23 protein-coding genes are annotated in these 24509 nt (G+C 61.2%); 13 read left to right on the top strand and 10 right to left on the bottom strand.

Annotated elements, in window-relative coordinates:
• Positions 1–34: 34 nt before the first annotated feature.
• Together phnX and ACIF4X_RS09775 are read right to left on the bottom strand one after the other, a co-directional pair.
• Positions 35–862 carry a phosphonoacetaldehyde hydrolase gene (phnX, locus tag ACIF4X_RS09780; RefSeq protein ID WP_397481959.1) on the bottom strand — a complete coding sequence of 276 codons (828 nt, stop codon included), beginning with the start codon at positions 860–862 and terminating at the stop codon, positions 35–37.
• A gap of 55 nt (positions 863–917) precedes the next feature.
• The gene (locus tag ACIF4X_RS09775; RefSeq protein WP_397481958.1) at positions 918–2027 is read right to left on the bottom strand and encodes a 2-aminoethylphosphonate--pyruvate transaminase; all 1110 of its coding nucleotides are present in this window, start codon (positions 2025–2027) and stop codon (positions 918–920) included.
• 112 nt (positions 2028–2139) lie between these two features.
• On the opposite strand from ACIF4X_RS09775, the gene ACIF4X_RS09770 reads away from it, so the two are divergent.
• Positions 2140–3000 carry a LysR substrate-binding domain-containing protein gene (locus ACIF4X_RS09770; protein ID WP_397481957.1) on the top strand — a complete coding sequence of 287 codons (861 nt, stop codon included), beginning with the start codon at positions 2140–2142 and terminating at the stop codon, positions 2998–3000.
• Positions 3001–3122: 122 nt separating this feature from the next.
• On the opposite strand, the gene ACIF4X_RS09765 is transcribed toward ACIF4X_RS09770, so the two are convergent.
• Complete coding sequence (locus ACIF4X_RS09765) at positions 3123–3995, bottom strand: LysR family transcriptional regulator (protein WP_397481956.1); 873 nt, start codon at positions 3993–3995, stop codon at positions 3123–3125.
• 281 nt (positions 3996–4276) lie between these two features.
• Between ACIF4X_RS09765 and ACIF4X_RS09760 the strand changes: the two genes are divergently transcribed.
• Entirely contained in the window at positions 4277–5602 is a 1326-nt protein-coding gene (locus ACIF4X_RS09760) for an MFS transporter (protein ID WP_397481955.1), read from the top strand.
• 73 nt (positions 5603–5675) lie between these two features.
• Positions 5676–7067, top strand: a complete 1392-nt coding sequence (locus ACIF4X_RS09755; protein WP_397481954.1) for an FAD-dependent oxidoreductase — start codon at positions 5676–5678, stop codon at positions 7065–7067.
• A 25-nt stretch (positions 7068–7092) separates the two neighbouring features.
• Here ACIF4X_RS09755 and ACIF4X_RS09750 read toward each other — a convergent pair whose 3' ends face one another.
• On the bottom strand, positions 7093–8490 hold the full coding sequence (locus tag ACIF4X_RS09750; RefSeq protein ID WP_397481953.1) for a type VI secretion system Vgr family protein: 1398 nt from the start codon (positions 8488–8490) through the stop codon (positions 7093–7095).
• A 221-nt stretch (positions 8491–8711) separates the two neighbouring features.
• Between ACIF4X_RS09750 and ACIF4X_RS09745 the strand changes: the two genes are divergently transcribed.
• The gene (locus tag ACIF4X_RS09745) at positions 8712–9416 is read left to right on the top strand and encodes a YebC/PmpR family DNA-binding transcriptional regulator (RefSeq protein WP_397481952.1); all 705 of its coding nucleotides are present in this window, start codon (positions 8712–8714) and stop codon (positions 9414–9416) included.
• Between the two features lie 112 nt (positions 9417–9528).
• On the opposite strand, the gene ACIF4X_RS09740 is transcribed toward ACIF4X_RS09745, so the two are convergent.
• Both ACIF4X_RS09740 and zapE read right to left on the bottom strand, forming a co-directional pair.
• Positions 9529–10842 carry a leucine-rich repeat-containing protein kinase family protein gene (locus ACIF4X_RS09740; protein ID WP_397481951.1) on the bottom strand — a complete coding sequence of 438 codons (1314 nt, stop codon included), beginning with the start codon at positions 10840–10842 and terminating at the stop codon, positions 9529–9531.
• Between the two features lie 121 nt (positions 10843–10963).
• Complete coding sequence (gene zapE / locus ACIF4X_RS09735) at positions 10964–12094, bottom strand: cell division protein ZapE (protein ID WP_397481950.1); 1131 nt, start codon at positions 12092–12094, stop codon at positions 10964–10966.
• Positions 12095–12399: 305 nt separating this feature from the next.
• Between zapE and ACIF4X_RS09730 the strand changes: the two genes are divergently transcribed.
• The 7 genes from ACIF4X_RS09730 to ACIF4X_RS09700 all read left to right on the top strand — a co-directional run bounded on the left by ACIF4X_RS09730 (position 12400) and on the right by ACIF4X_RS09700 (position 18826).
• A complete protein-coding gene (locus ACIF4X_RS09730) occupies positions 12400–12903 on the top strand; it encodes a spore coat U domain-containing protein (RefSeq protein ID WP_397482007.1) in 504 nt (167 codons plus the stop codon).
• A gap of 100 nt (positions 12904–13003) precedes the next feature.
• Entirely contained in the window at positions 13004–13537 is a 534-nt protein-coding gene (locus ACIF4X_RS09725; protein ID WP_397481949.1) for a spore coat U domain-containing protein, read from the top strand.
• 20 nt (positions 13538–13557) lie between these two features.
• Entirely contained in the window at positions 13558–14094 is a 537-nt protein-coding gene (locus ACIF4X_RS09720) for a spore coat protein U domain-containing protein (RefSeq protein WP_277758475.1), read from the top strand.
• Between the two features lie 4 nt (positions 14095–14098).
• Positions 14099–14599 carry a spore coat U domain-containing protein gene (locus ACIF4X_RS09715; protein ID WP_397481948.1) on the top strand — a complete coding sequence of 167 codons (501 nt, stop codon included), beginning with the start codon at positions 14099–14101 and terminating at the stop codon, positions 14597–14599.
• Positions 14600–14632: 33 nt separating this feature from the next.
• Positions 14633–15421, top strand: coding sequence for a molecular chaperone (locus ACIF4X_RS09710; protein ID WP_397481947.1), 789 nt, complete (start codon positions 14633–14635; stop codon positions 15419–15421).
• Between the two features lie 79 nt (positions 15422–15500).
• Positions 15501–17858: a fimbria/pilus outer membrane usher protein gene (locus ACIF4X_RS09705; protein WP_397481946.1), complete on the top strand. Its 2358-nt coding sequence runs from the start codon at positions 15501–15503 to the stop codon at positions 17856–17858.
• Positions 17855–18826, top strand: coding sequence for a spore coat protein U domain-containing protein (locus ACIF4X_RS09700; protein ID WP_397481945.1), 972 nt, complete (start codon positions 17855–17857; stop codon positions 18824–18826). Before ACIF4X_RS09705 ends, ACIF4X_RS09700 begins: the two co-directional genes overlap by 4 nt.
• A gap of 123 nt (positions 18827–18949) precedes the next feature.
• Here ACIF4X_RS09700 and ACIF4X_RS09695 read toward each other — a convergent pair whose 3' ends face one another.
• Both ACIF4X_RS09695 and ACIF4X_RS09690 read right to left on the bottom strand, forming a co-directional pair.
• Positions 18950–19705: an anti-sigma factor family protein gene (locus ACIF4X_RS09695; RefSeq protein ID WP_397481944.1), complete on the bottom strand. Its 756-nt coding sequence runs from the start codon at positions 19703–19705 to the stop codon at positions 18950–18952.
• Positions 19702–20208, bottom strand: coding sequence for a sigma-70 family RNA polymerase sigma factor (locus ACIF4X_RS09690; protein WP_397481943.1), 507 nt, complete (start codon positions 20206–20208; stop codon positions 19702–19704). Before ACIF4X_RS09690 ends, ACIF4X_RS09695 begins: the two co-directional genes overlap by 4 nt.
• A 157-nt stretch (positions 20209–20365) precedes the next feature.
• On the opposite strand from ACIF4X_RS09690, the gene ACIF4X_RS09685 reads away from it, so the two are divergent.
• Positions 20366–21472 carry a catalase family peroxidase gene (locus tag ACIF4X_RS09685; protein WP_397481942.1) on the top strand — a complete coding sequence of 369 codons (1107 nt, stop codon included), beginning with the start codon at positions 20366–20368 and terminating at the stop codon, positions 21470–21472.
• Entirely contained in the window at positions 21469–22014 is a 546-nt protein-coding gene (locus ACIF4X_RS09680; protein ID WP_397481941.1) for a cytochrome b, read from the top strand. Before ACIF4X_RS09685 ends, ACIF4X_RS09680 begins: the two co-directional genes overlap by 4 nt.
• Here the strand turns inward: ACIF4X_RS09680 and ACIF4X_RS09675 are convergent.
• Both ACIF4X_RS09675 and ACIF4X_RS09670 read right to left on the bottom strand, forming a co-directional pair.
• The gene (locus ACIF4X_RS09675) at positions 22011–23204 is read right to left on the bottom strand and encodes an MFS transporter (protein ID WP_397481940.1); all 1194 of its coding nucleotides are present in this window, start codon (positions 23202–23204) and stop codon (positions 22011–22013) included. The two genes, ACIF4X_RS09680 and ACIF4X_RS09675, sit on opposite strands and share 4 nt — an antisense overlap.
• 148 nt (positions 23205–23352) lie before the next feature.
• Positions 23353–24504 carry a M14-type cytosolic carboxypeptidase gene (locus ACIF4X_RS09670; protein ID WP_397481939.1) on the bottom strand — a complete coding sequence of 384 codons (1152 nt, stop codon included), beginning with the start codon at positions 24502–24504 and terminating at the stop codon, positions 23353–23355.
• Positions 24505–24509 lie beyond the last annotated feature (5 nt).

Raw genomic sequence — 24509 nt, 5'->3', positions numbered from 1 at the left:
CGCTGGCGTTTTTGTTGGCAGCAAGCGGCAGGGGTCAGCTCGATTGCGGCATCTCACCCTTGGCCAGGCGCTTGTTGATGTCGGCGATCACTTCCGGCAGATCAGTGATGGTGTCGATCATGTAGTGCGGGCGCGAGCCTTCGAACAGCGCGTGAATGCGTTTGCGTTCGCTGGCCAGTTCATCACTGCCCAAGGCACGGAAACCGGCGTAATCCAGACCCAGCGCATTGCCCGAGCAGATCAGCGCGACGGTCCACATCCCGGCGCGACGGCCTTCGAGAATGCCCGGCACGGTGTCGTCGATCTTCACGCACGCCGCGACATCGTCGATGCCCAGCGCGATCACGTTGGCCAGCGCCTGAGCCGGCCAAGGTCGGCCGTTCGGCACTTCATCGGTGGCGACCACGTGGTCAGCGACGTAGCCATTGGTGGCGGCCAGTTCGACGACCTTGTCCATCACTTGCTTCGGGTAGCCGGAGCACGAGCCGATCTTGATGCCTTGCTGACGCAGGTTGGCGATGGTTTCCAGCGCCCCGGGGATCAGCGCCGAGTGCTCGGCGATCTTTTCGATCTGCAGCGGCATGAAACGGTTGTAGATCGCGGTGACGTCGTCATCGGTCGGCGTGCGGCCGAACGCCTTGCGATAACGCTCGGCCACTTGCGGCTGATCGCAGAGGGTGCGGATGTGGTCCCACTTGCCCATACCCATCGGGCCACGGGCTTCTTCGATGGAGACCTGCACGTCGAACTCGGCGAAGGCTTCGACGAAGATCTGCGTGGGTGCGAAGGAGCCGAAATCGACCACGGTGCCGGCCCAGTCGAGGATCGCGGCTTGCAGCTTGTTTGGATTGACGTAGTTCATGGCAATCAAATTCCTGTAATGGCAATGCAATTCAAAAATGTGGGATCGTGGTGGTTCAGATTTCGAGGACTTCCATCTCGCGCAGCACTTCGCCGATCGCTGCAACGGCCTGGCGCATTTCGTCCGGGCTGACATGGCCGATGCAGCCCACGCGGAAGGTCTCGACTTGGGTCAATTTGCCCGGATAGAGGATGTAACCCTTGGCCTTGACCCGCTCATAGAAATCCTTGAACTGGTAACGCGGATCCTGCGGCGCATGGAACGTGGCGATGATCGGCGCCTGTATCGCCGCCGGCAGGAAGCTGCGCAAACCGAGTTTGCCCATCTCTTCCATCAACGCCTGACAGTTGGCCGCGTAACGCGCATGCCGCGCCGACAGGCCACCTTCTTCGTTGTATTGCAGCAGGGCTTCGTGCAGCGCCGCGACCACGTGGGTCGGCGGGGTGAAGCGCCATTGGCCGGTTTTCTTCATATAGCTGTGCTGATCAAACAGATCCATCGCCAGCGAGTGCGAATTGCCGGCGGCTGCGGCCAGTGATTCCTTGCGAGCGAAGACAAAGCCCATCCCCGGTACGCCTTCCAGACATTTGCCGGACGCGGCGATCAGTGCATCGAACGGCACTTGTTGCGCGTCCACCGGCAGTGCGCCGAAGGAGCTCATTGCGTCGATGATCAAGCGTTTGCCGTGTTGCGCAACGACCTCGGCAATCTCCGGCAGCGGATTGAGAATCCCGGTGCTGGTTTCGCAATGGATCAGCGCGACGTGGGTGATATCGCTGTCGGCGCGCAGCAGACGGTCGACGTCAGCGGCGGTGGTCGGTTCATCTTCAGCGGTTTCAAAAGTGCTGAATGAACGGCCGAGCACTTCGCAGATCTTCGCCAGACGCTTGCCGTAGGCACCGTTGATCAGCACCAGCACTTTGCCGTCACGCGGCACCAACGTGCCGATGGCCGCTTCGACGGCGAAGGTGCCGCTGCCCTGCAACGGCACGCAGTGGTGCGTGGCGGCGCCGTTGAGGATCGCCAGCAATTGTTCGCAGAGGCTGGCGGTCAGTTGGTTGAAGCGGTCATCCCATGACCCCCAGTCGACCATCATCGCCTGGCGGGTGCGGGCCGAAGTGGTCAACGGGCCGGGAGTGAGCAGGATGGGTTCGGCGATACTCATTCGTGTGTCCTCGGATTGCGCTGTGGGATGAAGCTACGGGACATACGTTGCAATTCGCCGTTGCATCAATCAAATTGTTTGTTGTTATGCCAGCCATCAGCGAGAGTTATCCATGAACCTGTTCCAGCTCCGCGCCTTTGACGCCGTGGCCCGTGAAGGCAGCTTCACCCGCGCCGCCGCGCGCTTGTTTATCAGTCAGCCAGCGGTAACCGGGCACATCAAGGCGCTGGAGGAGCACTACCAGATCACCCTGTTGCGGCGCACCGCGCGACGGGTGGAACTGACCGAGGAGGGCACCAAACTGGCGGCGATCACCCGCGCGATGTTTGGCCTGGTGGAAGAGGCGCAGACGATGCTGGAAGCCAACCGGCAGTTGCTGACGGGGCGGCTGGAAGTGGCGGCGGACGGGCCGCACATGGTCATGCCAATGCTGGCCAGCCTGCGCGCGCGGTATCCGGGGATCACGGTGAATCTGCGTTTGGGCAATGCCCAGGAAACCCTCGCAGCGTTGCTGTCGGAACACGCCGATGTGGCGGTGTTGACCGAAGTGGAGCCGCGCAAAGGCCTGCATCTGCAAGCATTGAGCGAATCACGGATTTGCGCGTTGGTGCCGGCAGGGCACCCGTGGGCGATTCGCACCGCGGAAGTGAAGCTCAAGGAGCTGGATCAAGTGATCATGGTGCTGCGCGAGCCGAGTTCAATCACCCGGCGTACGTTTGATGACGCCTGTGGGCAGGCATCGATCCATCCGCGCGTGTTGCTGGAATTGGACAGCCGTGAGGCAGTGACAGAGGCCGTCGCTGCCGAGTTGGGCGTTGGTGTGGTGTCATCGGTTGAGGTCAGCCATGACCCGCGCGTGGTGGCGATTCCGATTGTCGGGGCCGGGCTGGTGAACCGGCACATGATCGGCTGCATGGAGCGGCGGCGGGAGTTGCGCTTGATTCAGGCGTTCTTTGGCCTTGCGCCAGCCTGATACACCGAGTCGCCCCAATCGCTGGCAAGCCAGCTCCCACAGTGATCTTGGTCGTTCAAAGGTACTGTGTACAACCAAGAAACTTGTGGGAGCTGGCTTGCCAGCGATGGGGCCGGTATTGCTTACACAAGGCTTTCGCGGACCATATCGAGAAAGGTCGCCACCACCCGTCGATTGCTTTGCTCACGCAAACACACCAGCGTCTCCGTCAATCGTCGGGTGCAGTCGACAATCGGCAACGCACATACCCGCGAATCGGCGCCAAACTCTGCCGCCGAAACAACCCCGACACCAATCCCGACCACCACCGCCTCACGCGCCGCTTCCCGTCCCTCGACCTGAATCGCCGGACGAATGCGAAACCCCGCCCGGGCCATTTCCTCTTCCAGCGTCTGCCGCGTCACCGAGCCGTGTTCACGCAGCACCAGCGGCGTGTCATCCAGATCTGCCAGGCAGATCGATTCACGCTCGGCCCACGGATGATTGCGCGACACGAACGCCACCATCGGATCATTGCGCAGCGGCACACAGAGCAATCGTTCATCACTGACGTCACGCCCGAGCAGGGCTAAATCGGCCTGGTAATTGAACAGGCGAAACAGTGATTCATCGGTGTTACCGGTCTCGATCTTCACGCTGATTCCCGGATAACGTTCGCAGAATCGCGCGATCTGCGGCAGCACGTGCACAGGCGCATCCACCGCGAGAATCAGGCTGCCGGTCTGCAGGGCCTGGGATTCCTGCAACAACTCCTGCGCTTCGGCTTCAATCACAAACAGGCGCTGGGTGATCGCCAGCAAGCGTTCGCCCAGATCAGTCAGGCGCACGGAGCGTTTATTGCGGTGAAACAGCAAAACGCCGAAACGCTCTTCGAGTTTGCGCACCTGGTCGGAAATCGCCGGTTGCGTGAGAAAAAGGCGCTCGGCGGCTTTGGTGAAGCTTCCATGCACGGCCACAGCGTGGAAGGCTTTGAGTTGGGCGTGGGAAACCGACATGAAGTCACCTGATCGTTAAGTCAGTAACAAGCTGAGCTTATGTGTGAAATACGATAAATCGATTTTATTTATTAAACAGTAATTGCTTTGATCAGCTCACGCCATCGCTGGCTGCCCGCTCGGGCAGCATGGTGGCCATGAGCCTGTGCGTGCATCAACAGGACTCATCTGACCGATATCGCCGTAGGGACCAGGTGATATCGCAGTGCTCAACAATAAAAACACAGGCGTTTTTCTTAACGATTCTGCCGGCACACTCACACCCTGAGGTCAGAACCACCATGAACAAGCACATCGGCACCATTGCGCGTTGGCGCATGCAGATTTTCGCGATTACCTGGCTGGCGTACGCCGCGTTCTACTTCACCCGCAAAGCGTTTTCGGTGGCCAAGCTCGGCATCGCCGAAGACCCGACTTTCATGCTCGACAAAATGGCCATGGCCAATCTCGACGCGATCTATCTGGCGGCTTACGCCCTCGGCCAGTTCACCTGGGGCATGCTCGCCGACCGTTTTGGCCCACGGGTCGTGGTGCTCGGTGGCTTGCTGATTTCTGCCGCAGCGGCGCTGGTGATGGGCAGTTACGCCACGTTGCCGATCTTCGCGACTTGTATGTTGATTCAGGGCCTGGCGCAGTCCACCGGGTGGTCGGGATTGTGCAAAAACCTCGGCAGTTTCTTTCCTTCCCAACAACGCGGGCGGGTGCTGGGGTTGTGGAGTTCCTGCTACGCGTTTGGTGGTCTGGTGGCGTCGCCCTTCGCGGGTTGGTGGGCGTATACCTTGATGGGCACCTGGCATGCGGCGTTCATTTCCAGCGCGGTGGTGGTTGCCGTGGTGGCGGTGTTGTTCTTTATCTTCCAGCGCAACAAACCGGAAGACGTCGGCTTGCCGGCGGTCGAGCCAGAGCCGGAACTGACCGCGGAAGAAACCGAAGCCAACAGCAAGCTCAGCGTCTGGGAGCCGTTGAAGGAAATCCTGCGTAACCGCACGGTGCTCGTACTGGGTCTGGCGTATTTCATGTTGAAACCGGCGCGTTACGCGATTCTGTTGTGGGGGCCGGTGATTGTTTTTGAACAGATGCCGAGTGTCGGCAAGGTCGGCGCAGCGATCATTCCCACCTCGTTCGAGCTGGCCGGATTGCTCGGGCCGATCCTGATCGGCCTGGCCTCGGACAAGCTCTTTGGTGCGCGCCGCATGCCGGCCTGCGTGTTGAGCCTGTTGGCGCTGACCGTGACGCTGGCGCTGTTCATGGGCGCGCTGCACACCGGCAGTGTCTTGCTGGTGGTTGCGCTGCTGTTCGTCATGGGCCTGACCCTGTACGGCCCGGATTCAATGATCAGCGGCGCCGCTGCAATCGACTTCGGCAAAGCCAAGGCCGGCGCCACGGCGGCCGGGTTCGTTAACGGCTGCGGCTCGGTCGGCGCGGTCCTCGGCGGTTTGCTGCCGGGTTACTTCGATTCGGTGACGGTGTTCATCGTCTTCGCCGGCTGCGCGCTGTTCTCGGCGCTGGTGTTGATCCCACACTGGAACAGCCGCCCGGTCGGCGTGATGGAACCGCGCGCCGCGATCCCCAATTGCCCGCTGACGATCAAACCTCTGCGTTCCTGAAACCCTGTGCCTCGCGGCCTGCTGCGGCGCTCGCGGCAGGCTGGGTCGTGGCCATCTGACTTGGAGAAACCCCATGAGACCGTTTTGGCTGGAGCAGGCCTTGCAGGCCGATACGTCTGAAACCTGCCCGCCGTTGCACGGCGAAGTCCGCGCCGATGTGTGCATCGTCGGCGGCGGCTACACCGGGTTGTGGACGGCGATCATGCTCAAGCAACAGAACCCCGAACTCGATGTGTTGCTGATCGAAGCGGACATCTGCGGCGCCGGCGCCAGCGGCCGAAATGGCGGATGTGCGCTGTCGTGGTCAGCGAAATATTTCACCCTTGAGCGCTTGTTTGGCGTCGAGGAAGCGGTACGTCTGGTCAAGGAATCGGAATGCAGCATCCATGTGATCGGCGAGTTCTGTGAGCAGTACGGCATCGATGCCGACTACCGCCTCGACGGTACGCTGTACACCGCGACCAACCGCGCGCAAGTTGGCTCGACCGATGCGGTGATCGCGGCGCTGGAGCGTAATGGCATCAACTCGTTCACCCAGCGTCCGCTGGCTGATGTGCAGCGCATGGCCGGTTCGAGCAAGCATCTGGAAGGCTGGTTCTCGCCGGCAGCGGCCAGTGTGCAGCCGGGCAAACTGGTGCGTGGCTTGCGTCGAGTGGCGTTGCAACTGGGCGTGAAAATTCACGAAAGCACAGCGATGACCGGTCTGGAAGAGGGACGCCCGGCACGCTTGCAGACGCCGCATGGCACGGTGATCGCCGATCGCGTGGTGCTGGCGATGAACGCGTGGATGGCCCGTGCCTTCCCGCAGTTTGAACGCAGTGTGGCGATCGTTTCCAGTGACATGCTGATCACCGAACCGCGCCCGGATCTTTTGCAGGCAATCGGTTTGACCAGTGGCGTCACCGTGCTCGATTCGCGGATTTTCGTGCACTACTACCACAACACCCCGGACGGCCGGATCATGCTCGGCAAGGGTGGCAACACCTTCGCGTTTGGCGGGCGCATGCTGCCGGTGTTCGATCAGCCGTCGCCGTATGCCAGCCTGCTCAAAAACAGTCTCGCGGACTTTTTCCCGGCGTTTGCCGAGGTGAAAGTCGATGCCACCTGGAACGGCCCGTCGGATCGCTCGGTCACCGGTTTGCCGTTCTTCGGCCAGATGAGCAGCGCCGGCAACGTGTTTTACGGTTTCGGCTATTCGGGCAGCGGCGTCGGCCCGTGTCATATGGGCGGGCAGATTCTCGCTTCGCTGGTGCAAGGCCTGGACAATCCATGGACGCGTTCGCCGCTGGTCAACGGGCCGCTGGGCTACTTCCCGCCGGAGCCGATCCGTTACTTCGGCTCGCTGATGGTGCGCAACGCCATCCGCCGCAAGGAGCGCGCCGAGGATCATGGACGGCGACCCCGGCATCTCGACGTACGTCTGGCCAAATTCGCCGCAGCGGCAGGCAAGGCAGACAAAGGTTGAACCACGGCGTGTTGATGCAGAGGGATCAGCGGGCGTCGCTGTTGAGCAGCCAGTCGAGCAACAAGTCGTTGTCGCGTGCCGTCGGTGGTTCGCGAGGCGTTGGATTGTGTGAGTTGCCCAGACAGAGAATGGGTCGGTCCGGGTCGCTGTCGAGGAAACTCACCCACACTTCGCTGCCGGCGCAGGGCAGTTCGTCCAGTGCGAATCGACCATTGGCTCGCGTCATGGCGATGGGCAGCCAGACCGCGACGCTATCAAGTGTTTGCGGTTGTTCCGCGGGCCACAGCCTGACGGCGACTCGACCTTGTTCATCGAGCCACGCCGGTTGCCCGGTCGGTCCGAGCACCTGTGCCAGGTGATACCCGGCGATGGTTGGGCGGGTTTGTTTGAGCGCTGGACGATAGTCGGTCGACCAGGGCTGGGCGGTGAAATCGTTGTGGTAGCGGCGCTGAGGCGGTGTCGGATCCAGAATCGACGGATGTTGCCCATGATGGCGTATTGAAGTGAGTCGCCATTGTTCGTTGAAATGGCTGATCGGATGCGCCGACACTTGCAGCAGATGCCCACTGAACAAGCCAACCCGGTCAGAGCGGCCGTTGATCGTGCGATGCTGGCAGCGTTGCCGTTCCAGATGTCGACGGCTGCGCTGTTCGTGGTGACGTTGTTCGAGAGAAGGTATCGGCGGCAGGGGATTTGCCGTGATGTGGTTGGCGGCATCGTTGCTGATCGCCTGCTGCCCTCGATTACGCACCGCAGGCAGCGTGGCGATGGGCGCAGCGTGGTAATGCTGGTACAGCACACTGACGCTGGGGGAGGGCGTTTGCTCGCAAGCCTTGAACGCAACCAGCACCGGCACTTGCGGCAAGCTCAGGCTGTCATCGGCAAACACGACAATGTGCCCGTCCACCCGGTGTTCGAAGTGATAGTGAATGCCTTCCTCTTCGCAAAGCCTGTCCAGCAGCGCCAGATCGCTTTCTTCGTACTGGATGCAAAACGGCCGGATCGGGTATTGCCCGACGCTCATTTCAATCCGGTAGCCCTCAACGGGCAAGGCATTTTCCGTGAGCAATTGCTGAAGGATCTGCGGCACGCTCAGTTGCACGAACACGCGCCGTTTGCTCGGCTGGGCCAGCCTCTGCAAGCGCGGCACAACCGTCAGTCGATAGCCGATCCGGTGTGTGCCTCGATGTTCGCAACTGGCACTGTCGATCATGCCGTGAATCCCATGATGGTCGTCCAGGCGCAGGTAGGCCGGTTGGTGCAGGAATGTACCCGGCGCCACGGCGGGGGCCAGACCGATCAGTTCGATGTCGAAACGGTAGGGCTGGTTGAGCGCTTCCTCGCCGTGAAAGCGCACCACTGGCAGGCACAGACCGCTGTCGGTCAGGGTCAGGGTAAAAGGACTTTCCTTGTCGTTGAGCATTCGAACGGGCTCTGTCAGGCAATACGGGCCTGAGAGGGTACGAAACCGCGGCGTTGAATGGTCATGTCAAAGCCGTTTTTCAGAATCGCCCTACAAGTTCTGGTGAAGATGTCGATTCCACGTTGCGTTTTTTTGGTCGATTGCCGACTTTAGGCCGTATAAACTTGGCGCCACGCGTCGGCCAATAGATGTCTCGGCGCCACAGATCAAGAGAGTGAGTAATGGGCGCACAGTGGAAGGTTAAACACAAAGAAGCGGCATCCAACGCCAAGGGCAAGATCTTCGGCAAACTGGTGAAGGAAATTACCATTGCTGCCCGCAACGGTGCCGATACCGCCACCAACGCGCACCTGCGTCTGGTGGTCGAACAGGCCAAGAAAGCCTCGATGCCAAAAGAAACCCTGGATCGCGCGATCAAGAAAGGCGCCGGTCTGCTGGGTGAAACCGTGCAATACCATCGCGTGACCTACGAAGGGTTCGCACCGCACCAGGTGCCGCTGATCGTCGAGTGCGTGACCGACAACATCAACCGTACCGTCGCGGAAATCCGCGTGGCGTTCCGTAAAGGCCAACTGGGGGCTTCCGGCTCCGTCGCCTGGGACTTCAACCACGTCGGTATGATCGAAGCCTCGCCGGACACCCCGGACGCCGATCCGGAAATGGCTGCGATCGAAGCCGGTGCTCAGGATTTCGAGCCGGGCGAAGACGGCGCAACGCTGTTCGTGACCGACCCTACCGATCTGGATTCGGTGCAGAAAGCACTGCCAGAACAAGGTTTCACCGTGCTGTCGGCCAAGCTGGGCTATCAGCCGAAGAACCCGGTCAGCGGTTTGAGCGACGAGCAGATGGCAGAGGTTGAAGCGTTCCTCGAAGGCCTCGACAACCATGATGACGTGCAGGACATGTTTGTTGGCCTGGCGGGCTGATCGACTGCGTCAGTGATGGCCTCATTGCTAGCAGGCTGGCTCCCACAGGGGACTTGTGAACACCACAGATCCAGTGTGGGAGCTAGCCTGCTAGCGATTGACCGCGCAGCGGTCACAGATTTTCAAGTTGCTTGATGACCTCTCCGAATCCCGGCCGCGCCAGCACATCCGCCTGACAGCAACGCCGCTCCAGCTCTTCAAGCACCGCACGCAACTCATCGCGCAACCCCGAGTCGATGCGTGCCAGCAATTCCCCCAGCAAAATCCCGAACGCGCGCACTTCAATACGTTGCAACGCCCGTGTTTCTGCTGTGTCGGCAACCGCGTGGAACGACGCCCCGCCAAAATCCCCGAGCAGGCAATCGCCGTGCCCATTCAACAGAATGTTGTGCCCGTAGAGATCGCCGTGGGTGATGCCTTGCCGATGCAAGTGTTCTGCCGCCGAGGCGATGCCTTTGGCAATGTTCAGCGCAACCTCGGCACTGAACCGGCAATCATCGGTGTAAACGTCTCGCGAACAGGAATCCAGGCTTGGCAGGTCGGCGAGGTTGCGGAAGGACGGGTCGATCAACTGCATCACCAAGCCTTGCTGGCCGTCGGGATGACCACTGATGCGCCCTTCGACACGGATCAGATTGGGATGCAGGCCGGCGGTGATACAGGCATTCATTTCGTGCAGCGGTGAGCCGTCGCTGGTCATTTCACCTTTGTACAATTTCACCGCGACCGGCGTGACGGAGTCATCGTCGCGTTGCCAGCTCGCCCGGGAAATCACTCCCGAAGCCCCTTCACCCAGCCGTTGCTCCAGACGCAGTGCAGACCAAGGGATGTGCGGCGTCGCTTCCAGCGCGGCGGCGTCTGCCTCGGTTTCCAGCGGATTACCGGCGTAGGCCAGCCACGTCAGGCTCGGCAGAGCGAGCAGCCACTGCGGCAGTTCGCTCAGGCGGTTGGCGGCAATGCGCAGCAGCTCCAGTCGATGGCAGTTGCTCAGCGAGGGCGGCAGCGCTTGCAGGCGATTGCCGGACAGCATGAGTTTTTGCAGGGCAGGGCGCTCCCCGAGTTCGCCCGGCAGGCTTTCGATGCAGTTGTCGGTCAGGATCAGCCAGCGCAGCTGCGGCGGCAGAGCTGCAGCGGGGACGTTGACGATGCGATTGGCCCTGAAGCCGATCATTGTCAGCGCAGCGCATTGGCCAAGGCAGGCCGGCAGTTCGGTGAACGGGTTGTCGGAACAGAACAGCACGCGCAGGCGCGTCAGACGATGCAAGTCATCCGGCAGGCTGCTCAGGGCGTTGCCGCTGAGGTTAAGGATTTCCAGAGTGTCGGCCAGATCGAAAATCTCGCGCGGGAACTCGGTCAGGCCACAAGACAGATCCAGTCGCGTAATGCCCGACAACTCGCCGGCGCGTAATTGAGCAAGGGTGTGCATGTTTGTGTTCGCTGTTGTTCAGTGGAGCGACGCTGGGGCGCTGGGAATGGTCGACATGATAACGGCAAAGCGGCGTCTGGAATGGAGCCGGATGCTGAATACACCCTAAAAGCCGGTGTGGTCAGTCGTCGTTGTGCATCTCTTGCAACTGCCCCAACCGGCTGCGCGTGCGCGCCAGGTCAATGACATGGCCGTCCAGGCTTTCGTGCAAGGGCAGTCGACCGAGCAGCGTCAGATGCTTGTCCTGGTCGTACAGCACGTCGATCAGGTTGATGAAGCGTTGTTGCGCGGCGATCGAGCATTCCCCCAGCTCTGGTAGATCATCAATGATCCAGCGGTCGAAACGTCGACACAGTTCCAGATAATCCATGACCGCCGTTGGCTGTTCACACAGCTCGTTGAAGGTAAAACCGACGCGCCGTTCTTCACGCAACCGAGCCTGAAACAGTCGGGAGCCAATCGATAACTTGACCACCGGCGCGTTTGCAGACGGCAGGTCCAGTGCCGCGCGTTGTGCTGGCGTGGCCGGCCACACGTAATGGCCCTGGGTGAACATCTGGTGAGCGGAGTGACGTGCCTGGCTGCGGTAATCGTGCGGGCCGCCGACTTCCATCACCTGCATGCGCGTATTGATCAGTTCGATCACAGGTATGAAACGGGCGTGATAGAGCGGATTGGGCAGCAGGCCCTCAGGCGCATAGTTGGAGGTCACCAGCAGCAGAATCCGCCGCTTGAACAGTGCTTTGAACAGCCGGGTGATGAGCATGGCATCGCCGATGTCATGCACATGAAACTCGTCAAAACAGAGCACCCGGCAATCTTGCAGCAGTTCGTCGAGGGTGACTTCGAGAGCATCGTCCTGCTCGCGATGTTTGAACATGCCCTGATGCAATTGCGCGAAGAACTGATGGAAATGCAGGCGTCGTTTCTGGGTGATCGGCAAGGCCTGAAAGAAACCATCGAGCAGCCAGCTCTTGCCACGCCCGACGGCGCCGAACAGATAGAGGCTCTGGGGTTTGTGAGCGCTTGCGACCAGCAAAAGACTCGCCTGCTGTGCCATGCAATCGATGACGCGCTGCTGGCTGTGGCTGAGGGTGTAGCCCTGACCGCAGGCCTTGTGCCGGAAGTAATCGTGGATCGACTGGGCACTGGCGTCATGCCCGGCACTGGCCGGCAAACCCTTGCCGAGCCAGCGGCGCAACGCCGGCCAGCGCTGGATCAGTCGCGATCGTTTCGGCGGTTGGGCAGGCACTGTGGGCGTCTCCGTGTTCGTCAAGACCGGCTCCCGGGAGCGCGGCGACACAGTGTAACCAGACGTCCGGCTGGCCAGCCACCACGGCAGATCGACAGTGGGCGGTTATTGAACAAATTTGTGCGGCTCGTACAGCTTTTTTTAGCGACATGGCTGGACCTGTTGCCAACCTTTCGAAACATATCCCGGACAATACGTGGATCCAATCGACTGGCGTAATCGTCGACCGTTGCTAACCTCAATCACAGAAACGACGTTGCAAGCGATCACTGACAAGGAACGGGGCAGTGAATATACGGGTGGTCATGGGCCTGCTGGGTGTACTCGTTGCACCTGTTTATGCGGCGGATCTTCAGGTCGAAGTGCGCGTCGATGTGCAGCGCGGCTGCCAATTGGTCGGCCAGCAGCGGGAGGCCGGCATCGAGCAGTTGGGTGTGCTCGACTTCGGCAGTACCGCGCGCCTCGATGACCCGGCCGGACCGTTGGCCGCCGCGTTGACCAATCAACGCCTGCCGCGGCTGGAATGCAACCCGGACACGCCATACCAGATGCGCGTCGACGGCGGTTTGCATGGCGGTGTCGGTGAAGTCCGCTACATGGCCGGTTCGGTCGGCAGCAAACCTGTTCCGTATCGCTTGTATCAGGACGCGGCCCGGCGGGTACCGCTGGTGGTGGATGTGCCGGTCAGCGGACGGGTACCGGACAGCGGCACAGTGGAGTTGCCGCTCTATGCGCGGATCGAGCGTTTGGCTGAGGTGCCACGAGTCAGCCGTTATTCGGATCTGGTCAAGGTAACGGTTACCTGGTGATCGCGATTGATACAGGCGCCCGGTGGACGCGGGTGCCGCAAGGAAGGCGTTCAATGACGAGCGCGGTGGTTGAATCAGCGAAGGAGCAGGGACGGACGCAATGGCAGGCAGACACTGGATGGTGATGGCGGCAGGTACGCTGGCATTGCTCGCGGACGACGCCCTGGCGGCGATGAGCGGGCAGATCAATGCGCGGCTGATCCTGATTGCCGGCTGCGAAGTCACCAACACCAGTGACCCCGCCAGCCCGGTCAGCGCCCTTGGCACCCTCGATTTCGGCCTTCAGGGGCCTACCTGGAATGCACCGATCAAGGCCAGCCTGGATGGCGACAGCAGCGGCACACTCAACGTCGCCTGCAATCCCTCGGTCACCGGTTTCACCGTCACCATCGACGGCGGCACTCACGGTGACGGCAGTACCCGACGGCTGAGCAATGGCCGCCAGACCCTTCCTTATCAGCTGTTCGTCGATCCCTCCGGCGCCCGGAGCTACAGCATCGGCCAGCAACACAATTTCGCTGTCACCAGCGGTGCGCAGATACCCATTCCGGTGTTTGGCTCGGTGGTGGCGAATACCCGCGCGGTACCGGCAGGGGTCTATACCGACACCCTGACGGTGACGCTCGACTGGTAACCCCGTAGAGGACGGACACCATGCGTACGTTTGCATCAAGGATAGGTTTGTCACTGCTCGGCCTGGCGCTGGTTTCAGGTGCCAACGCCGCCACCACGGTCACCGGCCAGATCACCTCCAGCCTGATTCTGATCAGCAGTTGTCAGGTCAACGGCGCCGGCGGTTCCACCGGGCTGAACTTCGGTGCGTTGAACTTCGGCACCGCCAACAGCCTGTTCACCACGGCCACCGGGCAAGTGCTGGGCGGCGGTGGCGGGGCGCTGTCGATCCTGTGTTCGAGCGGCACCACGCCGACGGTCAAGGTGCGCGCCGGTTCCCATGACGGCATGTCGCCGGGTGGTACGCGAGCCTTGTATGACGGGGTCGCCAACTATGTGCCGTACGACTTGTATACCGATGCCGGGCACTCGCAACTGCTGGCGATCGACGGGACGATCAACCTTGCCGCCAGCACCGGTGTTGCGCAGACGGTGAACATCTACGGTCAGGCGGTGGGCAAGGCCGGTTTGCCGGCGGGGACCTACACCGACACTGTTGCTGTTGAACTGACGTTCTGATGCCATGCGCCGCCATGGCTGTGCCGCGCTGCTTCTGCTCTGTGCGGGCAGTGCACCGCTGCCGCTGACCGCCGCGACCAGCCAGAGCTTTCAGGTCAGCGCCACGGTCACTGCCGGGTGTCTGGTGGTGGGCGGGGTATCGAATTATGGCGGGCTGAATTTCGGTTCACGTTCGGCGCTGGCCACCGGCACCGTGCAGGTCGCACTGACCGGTGGGGTGCAATTGCAATGCACGCCGGGCGTGACGCTGAACATGAGCGTCGATGGCGGCCAGTACAACAGCAGTGGCCGGCACATGCAGGTCAACAGCGGCAGCGCGCGGGTGGCGTATGCGCTGTTTCGCGATGCGGCGTACAGCCAAAGCCTGGGCATTGGCCAGAGTGTGGCGGTGGCCTACGGCGATGCGAACAACATCAGCCTGCCGATTTACGGTCAGGTGCAATTGCCGGGCAATCAGCCTGGGGGGACGTACAGCGACGTGTTGCAGGTGCAGCTGTCGTGGTAAGGCGAAGTTGAATGGCCGACAAGGAGCAGGTTTATGGGGTCAGTTACGTCACGGCACTCGCGCGTGCGCTGGGCGATGTGGGCGTTGATCATGCTAGGGGCAAGCAACGTGCACGCCGCCAGTTCGGTGCTGATCTGGCCGATCGATCCGGTGCTGGAGGCTGATCAACAGGCCAGTGCGCTGTGGCTGGAGAACCGCGGCAGCGAAACCGCCAATCTGCAGATCCGCGTGTTCGGCTGGAGCCAGAGTGGTTTCGCCGAGCAATACCAGAACCAGCGTGACGTGATTGGCAGCCCACCGGTGGCGAAGATCGAACCGGGACAGAAACAATTGGTGCGTCTGACCCGAACCAAGGAGGTTCCGCCGGGGCAGGAACTGGCCTACCGAATCATCATCGACGAAATTCCCTCTGCGCAACCAGCGACTACCGACGGTGGCAAAACAGCGGCAGCGATCCGCTTCCAGATGCGTTACTCAGTGCCGCTGTTTGCCTATGGCGCCGGGCTGTGGAGCAAAGAAGACAGCACCCGCGCGCGCGATCCCAAGGGGGTTGGCCTGCCGCAGTTGAGCTGGCGCACGGTGGCAGTGGACGGCAAGCCTTATGTCGAAGTACGCAATCAGGGCGCGGTGCATGCGCGGCTGACCGACGTGGCAATCAATCAGGCAGGGCAGAGCAAACCATTGGCCGAAGGGCTGTTGGGTTACGTGCTGCCCGGCGCGGTGATGCGCTGGCCGGCACCGACGCCGCTGACCAATGATTCGGCGTTGCAGGTACGAGTCAATGGCGCGGCACAGGTGCAGAGCATCACGCCCGCCAAGTGAGTGAGTCGTAGCGCAGACATCTGGCGGCGGCTAAAGCGGTATCAGGAGGATTCAGTCCATTGACGGACGTAAAGCGCGTATGAACCCAGGACGGGGTCGCCGTATTCAGCGTCCGTTGTGGCTCATCACCGGTGCGTGTTGCCTGATGTTCGTTCAACCATCCGGGGCCGGCGATCTGCCGCCGCCACCGAGCGGCATGGAGGCCGTGAGTGATGCACAGTTGTTTCTGGAACTGGTGGTCAACCAGATGAATACCGGACGTGTCGTGGCAGTGCAGCAGCGCGACGGGCGCTTGTTTGTGCCGGCGACGGCGTTGCGCGAAACCGGCATGAAGTTGCCCGACAGCCTAGGTGCCGAGGTCGACCTCGACAGGCTGGCGGGGCTGCACAGTGATTACGACAGCGTCGGGCAGCGCCTGCTGCTGGACGTGCCGCCGGACTGGCTGCCGGAACAATTCATCGGCAATCGCCAGGCTTACCCGCGCACACCGGCGCTAAGCAGTTTCGGCGCGCTGTTCAACTATGACCTGTACCTCAACGACACCGACGATGCCGGCACTTATCTGGCGGCGTGGAACGAAGTGCGGCTGTTCGACAGCTGGGGCACGCTGTCCAGCACCGGGCAGTATCGGCAAACCTTGTCCGGTGATTCGCTCAACACGCTGGACAACGGCTACCTGCGATACGACACCACCTGGCGTTACTCCGACGATGAGCGAATGCTCACCTACGAGGCCGGTGACGTCATCAGCGGTGCGTTGCCGTGGAGCAATTCGGTGCGGCTGGGCGGCGTGCAGTTCTCGCGGGATTTTGCCGTGCGTCCGGATCTGGTGACCTATCCGTTGCCGCAATTTGCCGGTGAAGCGGCGGTGCCGTCCTCGGTGGATCTGTTCATCAATGGCTACAAGTCCAGCAGCGCAGACTTGCAGCCCGGGCCTTACACGCTGACCAATATTCCGTTCATCAACGGTGCGGGCGAAGCCGTCGTAGTGACCACTGATGCGCTCGGGCGGCAGGTCTCGACCACGGTGCCGTTCTATGTCACCAGCACTTTGCTGCAAAAAGGCTTGAGCGATTTTTCCGTGGCCGCCGGTACGTTGCGCCGCGACTACGCTTTGAAGGATTTCAATTACGGGCCGGGCGTCACCTCCGGCAGCTTGCGTTACGGCATCAGCGACAGCTTCACGCTGGAAAGCCATGCCGAAGCGGCCGATTCACTGACACTGGGCGGCCTCGGCGGCAATTGGCAGCTCGGTCACTTTGGTGTGCTCAACAGTGCGCTGAGCCAAAGCCGTTTCGACGGTGAGGGCGGTCACCAGGTCAGCCTGGGCTATCAGTACAGCAACCAGCGTTTCAGTTTTTCCTATCAGCGGCTGCAACGTCACGATCAATACGCTGATCTGAGCGTGGTCGACAGCCCGTACATCAGCCTTAGCCGGCGCAGTGAGCAAGCGACCCTGAGCCTTAACCTCGACCGCTGGGGCAGCCTCGGCGCCGGTTACTTCGATGTGCGCGCGGCGGACGATTCACGCACGCGGCTGCTCAACCTGAGCTGGAGCAAACCGCTGTGGCGCAACAGCAGTTTCTACCTCTCGGCCAACCGTGAGATCGGCGACAGCAACTGGGCGGTGCAGGCGCAACTGGTGATTCCGTTTGATTTGCGTGGCAGCCTGGCGATCAGCACCGAACGCAGCAAAACCGGGCAGAGCCAGCAGCGGGTCAACTACAGTCGCGCGGTGCCGACCGAGGGCGGCGTAGGTTTCAATCTGGGTTACGCCAAGGGTGACGGCGCCGATTATCGTCAGGCCGACGTCACCTGGCGCCTGCAATCGGTACAGCTGCAGGCCGGTGTCTACGGCACTTCCGACGCCGAAACCCGTTGGGCCGACGCCAGTGGTTCGCTGGTGTGGATGGACCGTCAGGTGTTCGCCGCCAACCGTATCGACGATGCGTTTGTGGTGGTCAGCACCGATGGCTTCGCCGACATTCCGGTGCGTTACGAAAACCAGCAGGTTGGTCAGACCGACAAGAACGGGCATTTGCTGGTGCCGTGGAGCAGCGCGTATTACCGCGGCAAGTATGAGATCGATCCACTGAATCTGCCGGCCAACGTGCGCAGCCCCAGCGTCGAACAACGCATCGCTGTAAGGCGTGGCAGCGGTTATCTGCTGGAATTTCCGCTGACCCGAGTGATTGCCGCGAGCATCGTGCTGGTCGACGCGCAGCAGCGAGAACTGCCGCTGGGCGCGGGTGTTTTGCACGAGCAGAGCGGCACGCGAACGGTCGTCGGTTGGGATGGGTTGGTCTACCTGGAAAACCTGCAGGCGCAGAACTCGCTGCAAGTCACGCTGGCTGACGGCAAAACCTGTCAGGCGCAGTTCAGTGTCGATATGAATCAGGATCAAGTGCCGTTGCTTGGCCCGTTGGTGTGTCAATGATTCGCGCGCAATTGTTTCTGTTGCTGGCGCTGATGCTGCCGGGAGCAGCGCAGGCCGCGTGCTCGGTGGTCAGCACGACGCCAGCGGCGTTCGGCATGCTCAGTTCGATTGCCGTGCGCACGACTTCGCAGCCCAGTTCCACACTAAATTCCGGTTTGAGTTGCACCGGTTCGTTGTTGTCCTTGTTGACCAGTAACGACCACTTCTGGGGCACCGTTTCATCGACTCAGAGTGGTCTGGTCGGGCCGACCGGCGATGTCATCAGTTACACGGTCTACGCCAACAACAGCACCAGCTACCCGCTGACCCGCGGCACCGCCTATGACTTTGCGCGCAACGGCATCATCGATGCCTTGGGCCTGCTCAACGGTACGACGCCAAAAACGGTGCCGCTCTATCTCGGTACGACCATTGGCAGCAACGTCGCCGCCGGGGTGTATACCGAGACCCTGAGTATTTTCTGGAACTGGAATTACTGTTCGGGGATCGGCATCGGTGCCATCTGCATCGGGCGTGATATCGCCAACGGCACGACTTCGTTGACGGTGAATCTGACAGTGTCCAACGACTGCACAATTACTGCGCCGAACATTGCATTCGGCAGTGCGCCGGTGGTCAGTGCTTTTACGCCGGTGACCGGACAGACGATCAATCTGGCTTGCACCAAGGGCAGTGCCTACACCGTGGGGTTGAGCGACGGGCAGAACGCGGTGAGTGTCGGCGGCCGGCGCCGGATGATTTCCGGGAGCAATTATCTGGCCTACGACATTTTCAAAAGCGCCGGCACTACGCGTTGGGGCCGTGTCGGCGCGGCACGGCGGGCGAGTACCGACGCCGAGGTCAATCCGGGTAACGGCTTGGGCACGGGCAGCCAGATCTTCAACTACAACGCGAAGATCTACACCGACCAGACCACGCCGCCGGCGGGCACCTATCTGGACAATGTAGTGCTCGACGTAGGTTTCTGAGCTGACAAGATCCTTTGTGGGAGCTGTCGAGTGAAACGAGGCTGCGATCTTTTGATCTTGCCCTTAAGAACAAGATCAAAAGATCGCAGCGTGCCGCAGCTCCTACATAGAACAGCGGTGTTTTCAGAATTGCAGCGATTGCTTCAGCTGTTGCGCCGCCGGTGTATCGACCGGGCTGACCATCGCATAGTTGTAGCCGCCGCCCGACCAGTAATCGGCCTGCAAGTCGCCATCACTGCGGCTTCCCCGGGGCAAAAAGGTGTTCTTCGGCCCCGGCGGGCGCACGTAGAAACTCACCTTGTGCCCGCTGCCATCCTCATACATGACCATCGCCGCCGGGCCTTCGTCGGTGCTGAGCAGGCGCCCGCTGACCGGTTCGAACCCGGCCGCCTTCAAATCGGGCAAGCGACTGGCCCGGGTGAAATAGCGGTCAAGCCAGCGTTGCATGTCGCCGTCACTGTCGACCTTGTAATCGGCCGGCAGCATGCCTTGCTGGGCAATCAACCGATAAGCCTGCAAGGCGTCGGTCATCGGCAACATCGACGGGCGCACAAGGGTCATCTCCCGTGCCTGCCAGCCGCTGAATCCGCCGACGCTGACCGCGATCAGCAACACCGCCGCGCTGGCCAGATGACGACGCGACTGACGCTGGCGGCGCTGCCGGATCATGGCAGGATCAAGCGCCGGGTTGGCCGGTTGCTGCAATGCGCCGCTGAGTGCCGCACGCAACTGCTGGGCATCCTGTTGCCAGGCACGAACCTGCGCCGCTTCATCCGGGTGACTGGCCAGCCAGGTCTCCAGCACGCGCCGGTCGGCATCGCTGAGTTGGTGGTCGACATAGGCGTGCAGGTCACGCTCGTTGGGAGGCAGGCTGATCATTTGATTATCCGCAAAGAAGGGCTGCTGATTTCGCCGTCGCTGAGTTGGCGCAAGGCCTGGCGGGCGCGGGACAGGCGCGACATCACGGTGCCGATCGGGGCGCCGAGAATCTCGGCGACCTCTTTGTAGGAAAGGCCTTCCACCGAGACCATCAGCAGCAGGGCGCGCTGTTCGGTGGGCAGACGGTCAAAGGCTTGCAAGGTCGACTGGGCGATGACGGTGCGCTCCACCGAAGGTTCGGCATCGTCGCGACCGGTGAAGAATTCGAGCATTCGCGCATAGCGTCGGGAGCGGCGATGGGCGTCGAGAAACTGCCGATACAGGATCGCGAACAGCCAGGCACGCAAGTCGCCGTCGGCGCGTTTATCGCCCCAACTCGACAGCGCTCGCTCTAGGCTGGCCTGCACCAGATCGTCGGCGCTGCTGCTATTGCGTGTCAGTGACACGGCAAAACGGCGCAATCTGGGAATGATTTCTCTCAACTGTTCGTCGAATTCGCTCATGAAATTCTGCTAGTCACTACGCTGTGGACTAGGGAGACGCCCGTCGCTGGAGGTTATTCCACGTTCGGAAAAATAAATACCGTCGCGTGGAATAAACCCGGACGAGGTGCGTCTTGCTGATTCTTCCTACTTGTGGCCGATGGCCCTGGAGTTTTTCATGGTTGATCGTTCATCACCTGATGCTGCACCGCCCGGCGGGCCGCAGCGCCCGCCACTGAGTGCGGCGAGCCTGATTCTGCGTCTGGGCGGCATTGCTGTGGTAGTCGCTGCGGTGGCCGGAGCGTTTGCCTACGTTCACGGTAACTTTGACCCACAACGCCTGACGCCTAAAGCGCTGGTCGATGTGCTGGAGAAAAACAACGGTGTGCATCCCGGTTTTCGCCGCAACCACGCCAAAGGCGTGTGCGTGATCGGGCATTTCGAGAGCAGTGGCGAGGCGCGGGTGTTCTCCTCTGCGCAGGTGTTCAACGAACCGCAGACCCCGGTGGTCGGACGATTCGCCCTGCCGGCCGGTAATCCGTATGCACCTGACAGCAGTGTGCCGATCCGCAGTCTGGCGCTGCGGTTCACCCAGGCCAATGGGCAGCAGTGGCGCACCGGGATGAACAGCATGCCGGTGTTCCCGGTTGGCACGCCTGAGGCGTTTTATCAATTGCAGCAGGCGCAGTCGCCGGATCCGGCCACGGGTAAACCTGACCCGGCGAAGGTGCCGGCATTCTTCGCCTCGCACCCGGAAGCCGTGCCGTTTCTGACCTGGGTGAAGACGGCCAAACCTTCGGCCAGTTACGCAACCGAAACCTATAACAGCGTCAACGCGTTTTATCTGGTCGACGCCAGCGGTAAAAAGCAGGCCGTACGCTGGAGCATGACGCCGTTAGCGCGGGATGCGGCGGGCGCCACTGCGCCTGAGGGCGGCGACTTTCTCGAGAAGGATCTGGTGCAACGTTTGGCCGCAGGATCGCTGCGCTTTCAGTTGAACATCACCCTGGCCAATCCTGAAGATCCGGTAAATGACGCCAGCAAAACCTGGCCTGAGGGGCGCAAAGTGTTGAACGCGGGCACGCTGGTGCTAGAGAAAACCCAGCCGCAACTGAGCGGCGAATGCCGTGACATCAACTATGACCCGCTGGTGCTGCCGGCCGGGATTCAAGGTACCGACGACCCATTGCTGGCAGCCCGTTCGGCGGGTTACGCCAACTCCTACCTGCGTCGCACCAGCGAAGTCAGCCAGTTGCCCGCCGCTAAACAGGAGGTTCGTCCATGAGAACTCAACCGACGCATTTCGCCCTGTTGGCGCGGCTGCTGCATTGGCTGATGGCGGTGTTGATCATCGCCATGCTGTTTATCGGCGCCGGTATGGTCACCTCGGTTTCCGAGCGACATGAATGGCTGATCCATCTGCACAAACCGCTGGGCATCGCGATTCTGGCGTTGGTGATTGTGCGTTTGCTGGTGCGGCTAACGACTCGCCAACCACCGTTGCCAGCGGATCTGCCGGGTTGGCAGGTGATGGCGGCCAAGGCTTCGCATCTGCTGCTGTACGCGTTGATGCTGGTGTTGCCGGTGCTGGGCTGGGCGATGATCAGCGCTTCGGGTGAGCCGGTCATGCTCAGCGTAACGGTGCAGTTGCCAGCCATTGTCCCGGCCGATGCGCAGTTGTTCGCGTTATTGCGCAAGGCTCACGGATATCTGGCCTATTTGTTGTTTCTGACGGTGCTGCTGCACCTGGCAGCGGCGCTGTTTCATGGCTGGATCCGCCGCGACGAGGTACTCGACAGTATGTTGCGCGGTCGCGACCGCGGTTAACTCGCTTGAGTGGCGCATCGTGCCGGTGCGCCGCTTTTCAGGGTCAGCCACCAGTATGCGAGCGCCATGGCGTTGATGCCGGCGCCGAGCAGGCACACGCCGATCCAGCCGGCCCACGCGTACATCGCGGTCGAGCCGATTGAACCCAGCGCGCTGCCGATTGAGTAAAACAACATGTAACCGGCGGTGAGACGGCTCTGCGCTCGCGGGCGCACGGCGTAAATCATGCTCTGGCTGGTGACATGCACGGCTTGCAGACCCAGATCCAGGGTGATCACGCCGAGCAGCAAGGCCCACAGCGAGGATTGGGTGAGGGCGATCGGCAGCCATGAAGCGAGCATCAGCAACAGCGAAAGACCGCTGACCCATTGCCCGAGACCGCGATCCGCCAGATGCCCGGCGCGTGCGGCGGCCAGTGCACCTGCGGCACCGGCCAACCCGAACAGTCCGATTTCACTGTGCGACAAAGAAAGTGGCGGCGCGGCCAGAGGCAACACCATCGGCGTCCACAGCACCATCGCGCTGGCGAAGGTCAGCAGGGCGAGGATTGCTCGATGGCGCAGTACCGGTTCTTCTTTGAACAGGCTGAAAACCGAGGCGATCAGTGCGATGTAGCCCGTCGACGGTTGCGGGGATTCATCCTTGGGCAGGACGCGAAACAGCAGCAGCGCCATCAACAGTGTCAGCCCTGCTGACAGGAAGTAGATCGCTCGCCACCCAGCCAGATCGGCCATGCCGCCGGCGACCGTGCGTGCCAGCAAGATGCCGACGACGATGCCGCTGGTCACCACACCGACCACGCGCCCGCGCTGGGCCGGGAGCGCCAGCGTGGCGGCGTAAGCCACCAACACCTGCGTGACCACCGCGAGTAGCCCGGTCAACGTCATGCCGAGCAGCAGCCAGACACTGCTGGGCGCCAGCGCGATCATCAACAACGCCACAGCCGACAGCAGTGTTTGGCAGACGATCAATTTGCGCCGGTTGAGCAGGTCGCCGAGAGGGACCAGTAGCACCAGACCGATGCCGTAGCCGACTTGCGTCAGGGTGATGACGATGCCGATGGTTGCCGGTGACAGGGCAAACGCCTCGGCCATGGCGTCCAGCAATGGCTGTGCGTAATACACGTTGCCCACGGCCAGACCGCAGGCCACAGAGAAAAGCAAAACGGCGCTGCTTTTAAGAGGTTTCATATCCCGCATCCTTTTAGGTTTCAAAATAAAACCTAGTTAACGGTATTGATTCGGGTTTTATTTTGCAACCTGTTTGCGCGAAAGTACGAATGACAGAACGCAAAAGATCGCAGACAAGCTGCGATCTTTTGCGGGACGGAGGAGGGGATCAGCGCAGGGTATCAACCATGTCAGCGATGGTGGTCAGCACATCTTTGCCCAGCTGTTTCGAGCGTTTGCCCGACCAACCGGTGACTTTATCGGGATGGTCGTCATGATCCTTGAACGGCATTTCCAGGGTCAACGACAGGCAGTCGTATTTTTGCCCGACGCTGTTGCACGCCAGGGTCATGTTGGCCTGGCCCGGTTCGTCGCGGGTGTAGCCGTACTGGGTCTGGAAGTCTTTGGTGGTGTGTTTCAAGTGGCTGCGGAAGTGTTCTTCGAGCTTCTCGATGCGCGGCGTATAGCCCGGATTGCCTTCGCAGCCGGCAGTGAATACGTGAGGAATGGTTTCATCGCCATGGGCGTCCAGGAATAGATCAACGCCGTATTTTTCCATTTGCTGTTGGACGAAAAGCACTTCGGGGCTGATCTCTTGGCTGGCATTCTGCCAAGCGCGGTTCAAATCCTGACCCATGGCGTTGGTGCGCAGATGGCCGTGGAACGCGCCGTCCGGATTCATGTTTGGCACAAGGTACAGGTCGGCACTGGCGAGCAGCTTGTTCAGCACCGGATCATCGTGCCGTTCCAGGCGCTCGATCACTCCCTCCATAAACCATTCGGCCATGTGCTCGCCGGGATGTTGCTGCGCGATGATCCAGATTTTGCGCTGGCCTTCGGCGCCGGTGCCTTTGCGCAGCAGCTGAATGTCACGACCTTCGACACTCTTGCCGGTCGCCAGCAGTTCGGTGCCGGCCTTGCTCAGCGCCTGCTCGATCAACCAGTCGTGACGACCACGGCTGTAGGGTTCGAAGTAGGCGAACCAAGCATGGGTCTGGGTAGCTTCGAGGCAAAAGCGCAGGCAGTCGCCTTCGTAAATAGTCGGGACGCGGAACCAGTTGACGTGATCGTAGGACGCTACAGCCTGATAACCGGGCCAGCCCTTGCTATAAGTGGATTGACTAGCGTTGTTCAGGCGAAACCAGTGTTCCTGGCCGACATGCAGGCCGCTGGCCTTGAAGTGGAACCACTGAAAATGAGCGCTGCGGGTATCCGGGCGAATGGCCAGAACCGGATTGAGCGGGTTGCTGATGTCGATGACTTGGATGTTGCCGCTGTCGAAGTTGGCGCTGATGTCGAACGAAGATTTGGCCACGGTCATAATCG

The sequence above is a fragment of the Pseudomonas sp. NPDC085632 genome (assembly GCF_044541255.1).
Taxonomy (GTDB): Bacteria; Pseudomonadota; Gammaproteobacteria; order Pseudomonadales; family Pseudomonadaceae; genus Aquipseudomonas.
The sequence above is the reverse complement of the archived record's forward strand: the minus strand, read 5'-3'. Positions and strand labels throughout refer to the sequence as shown.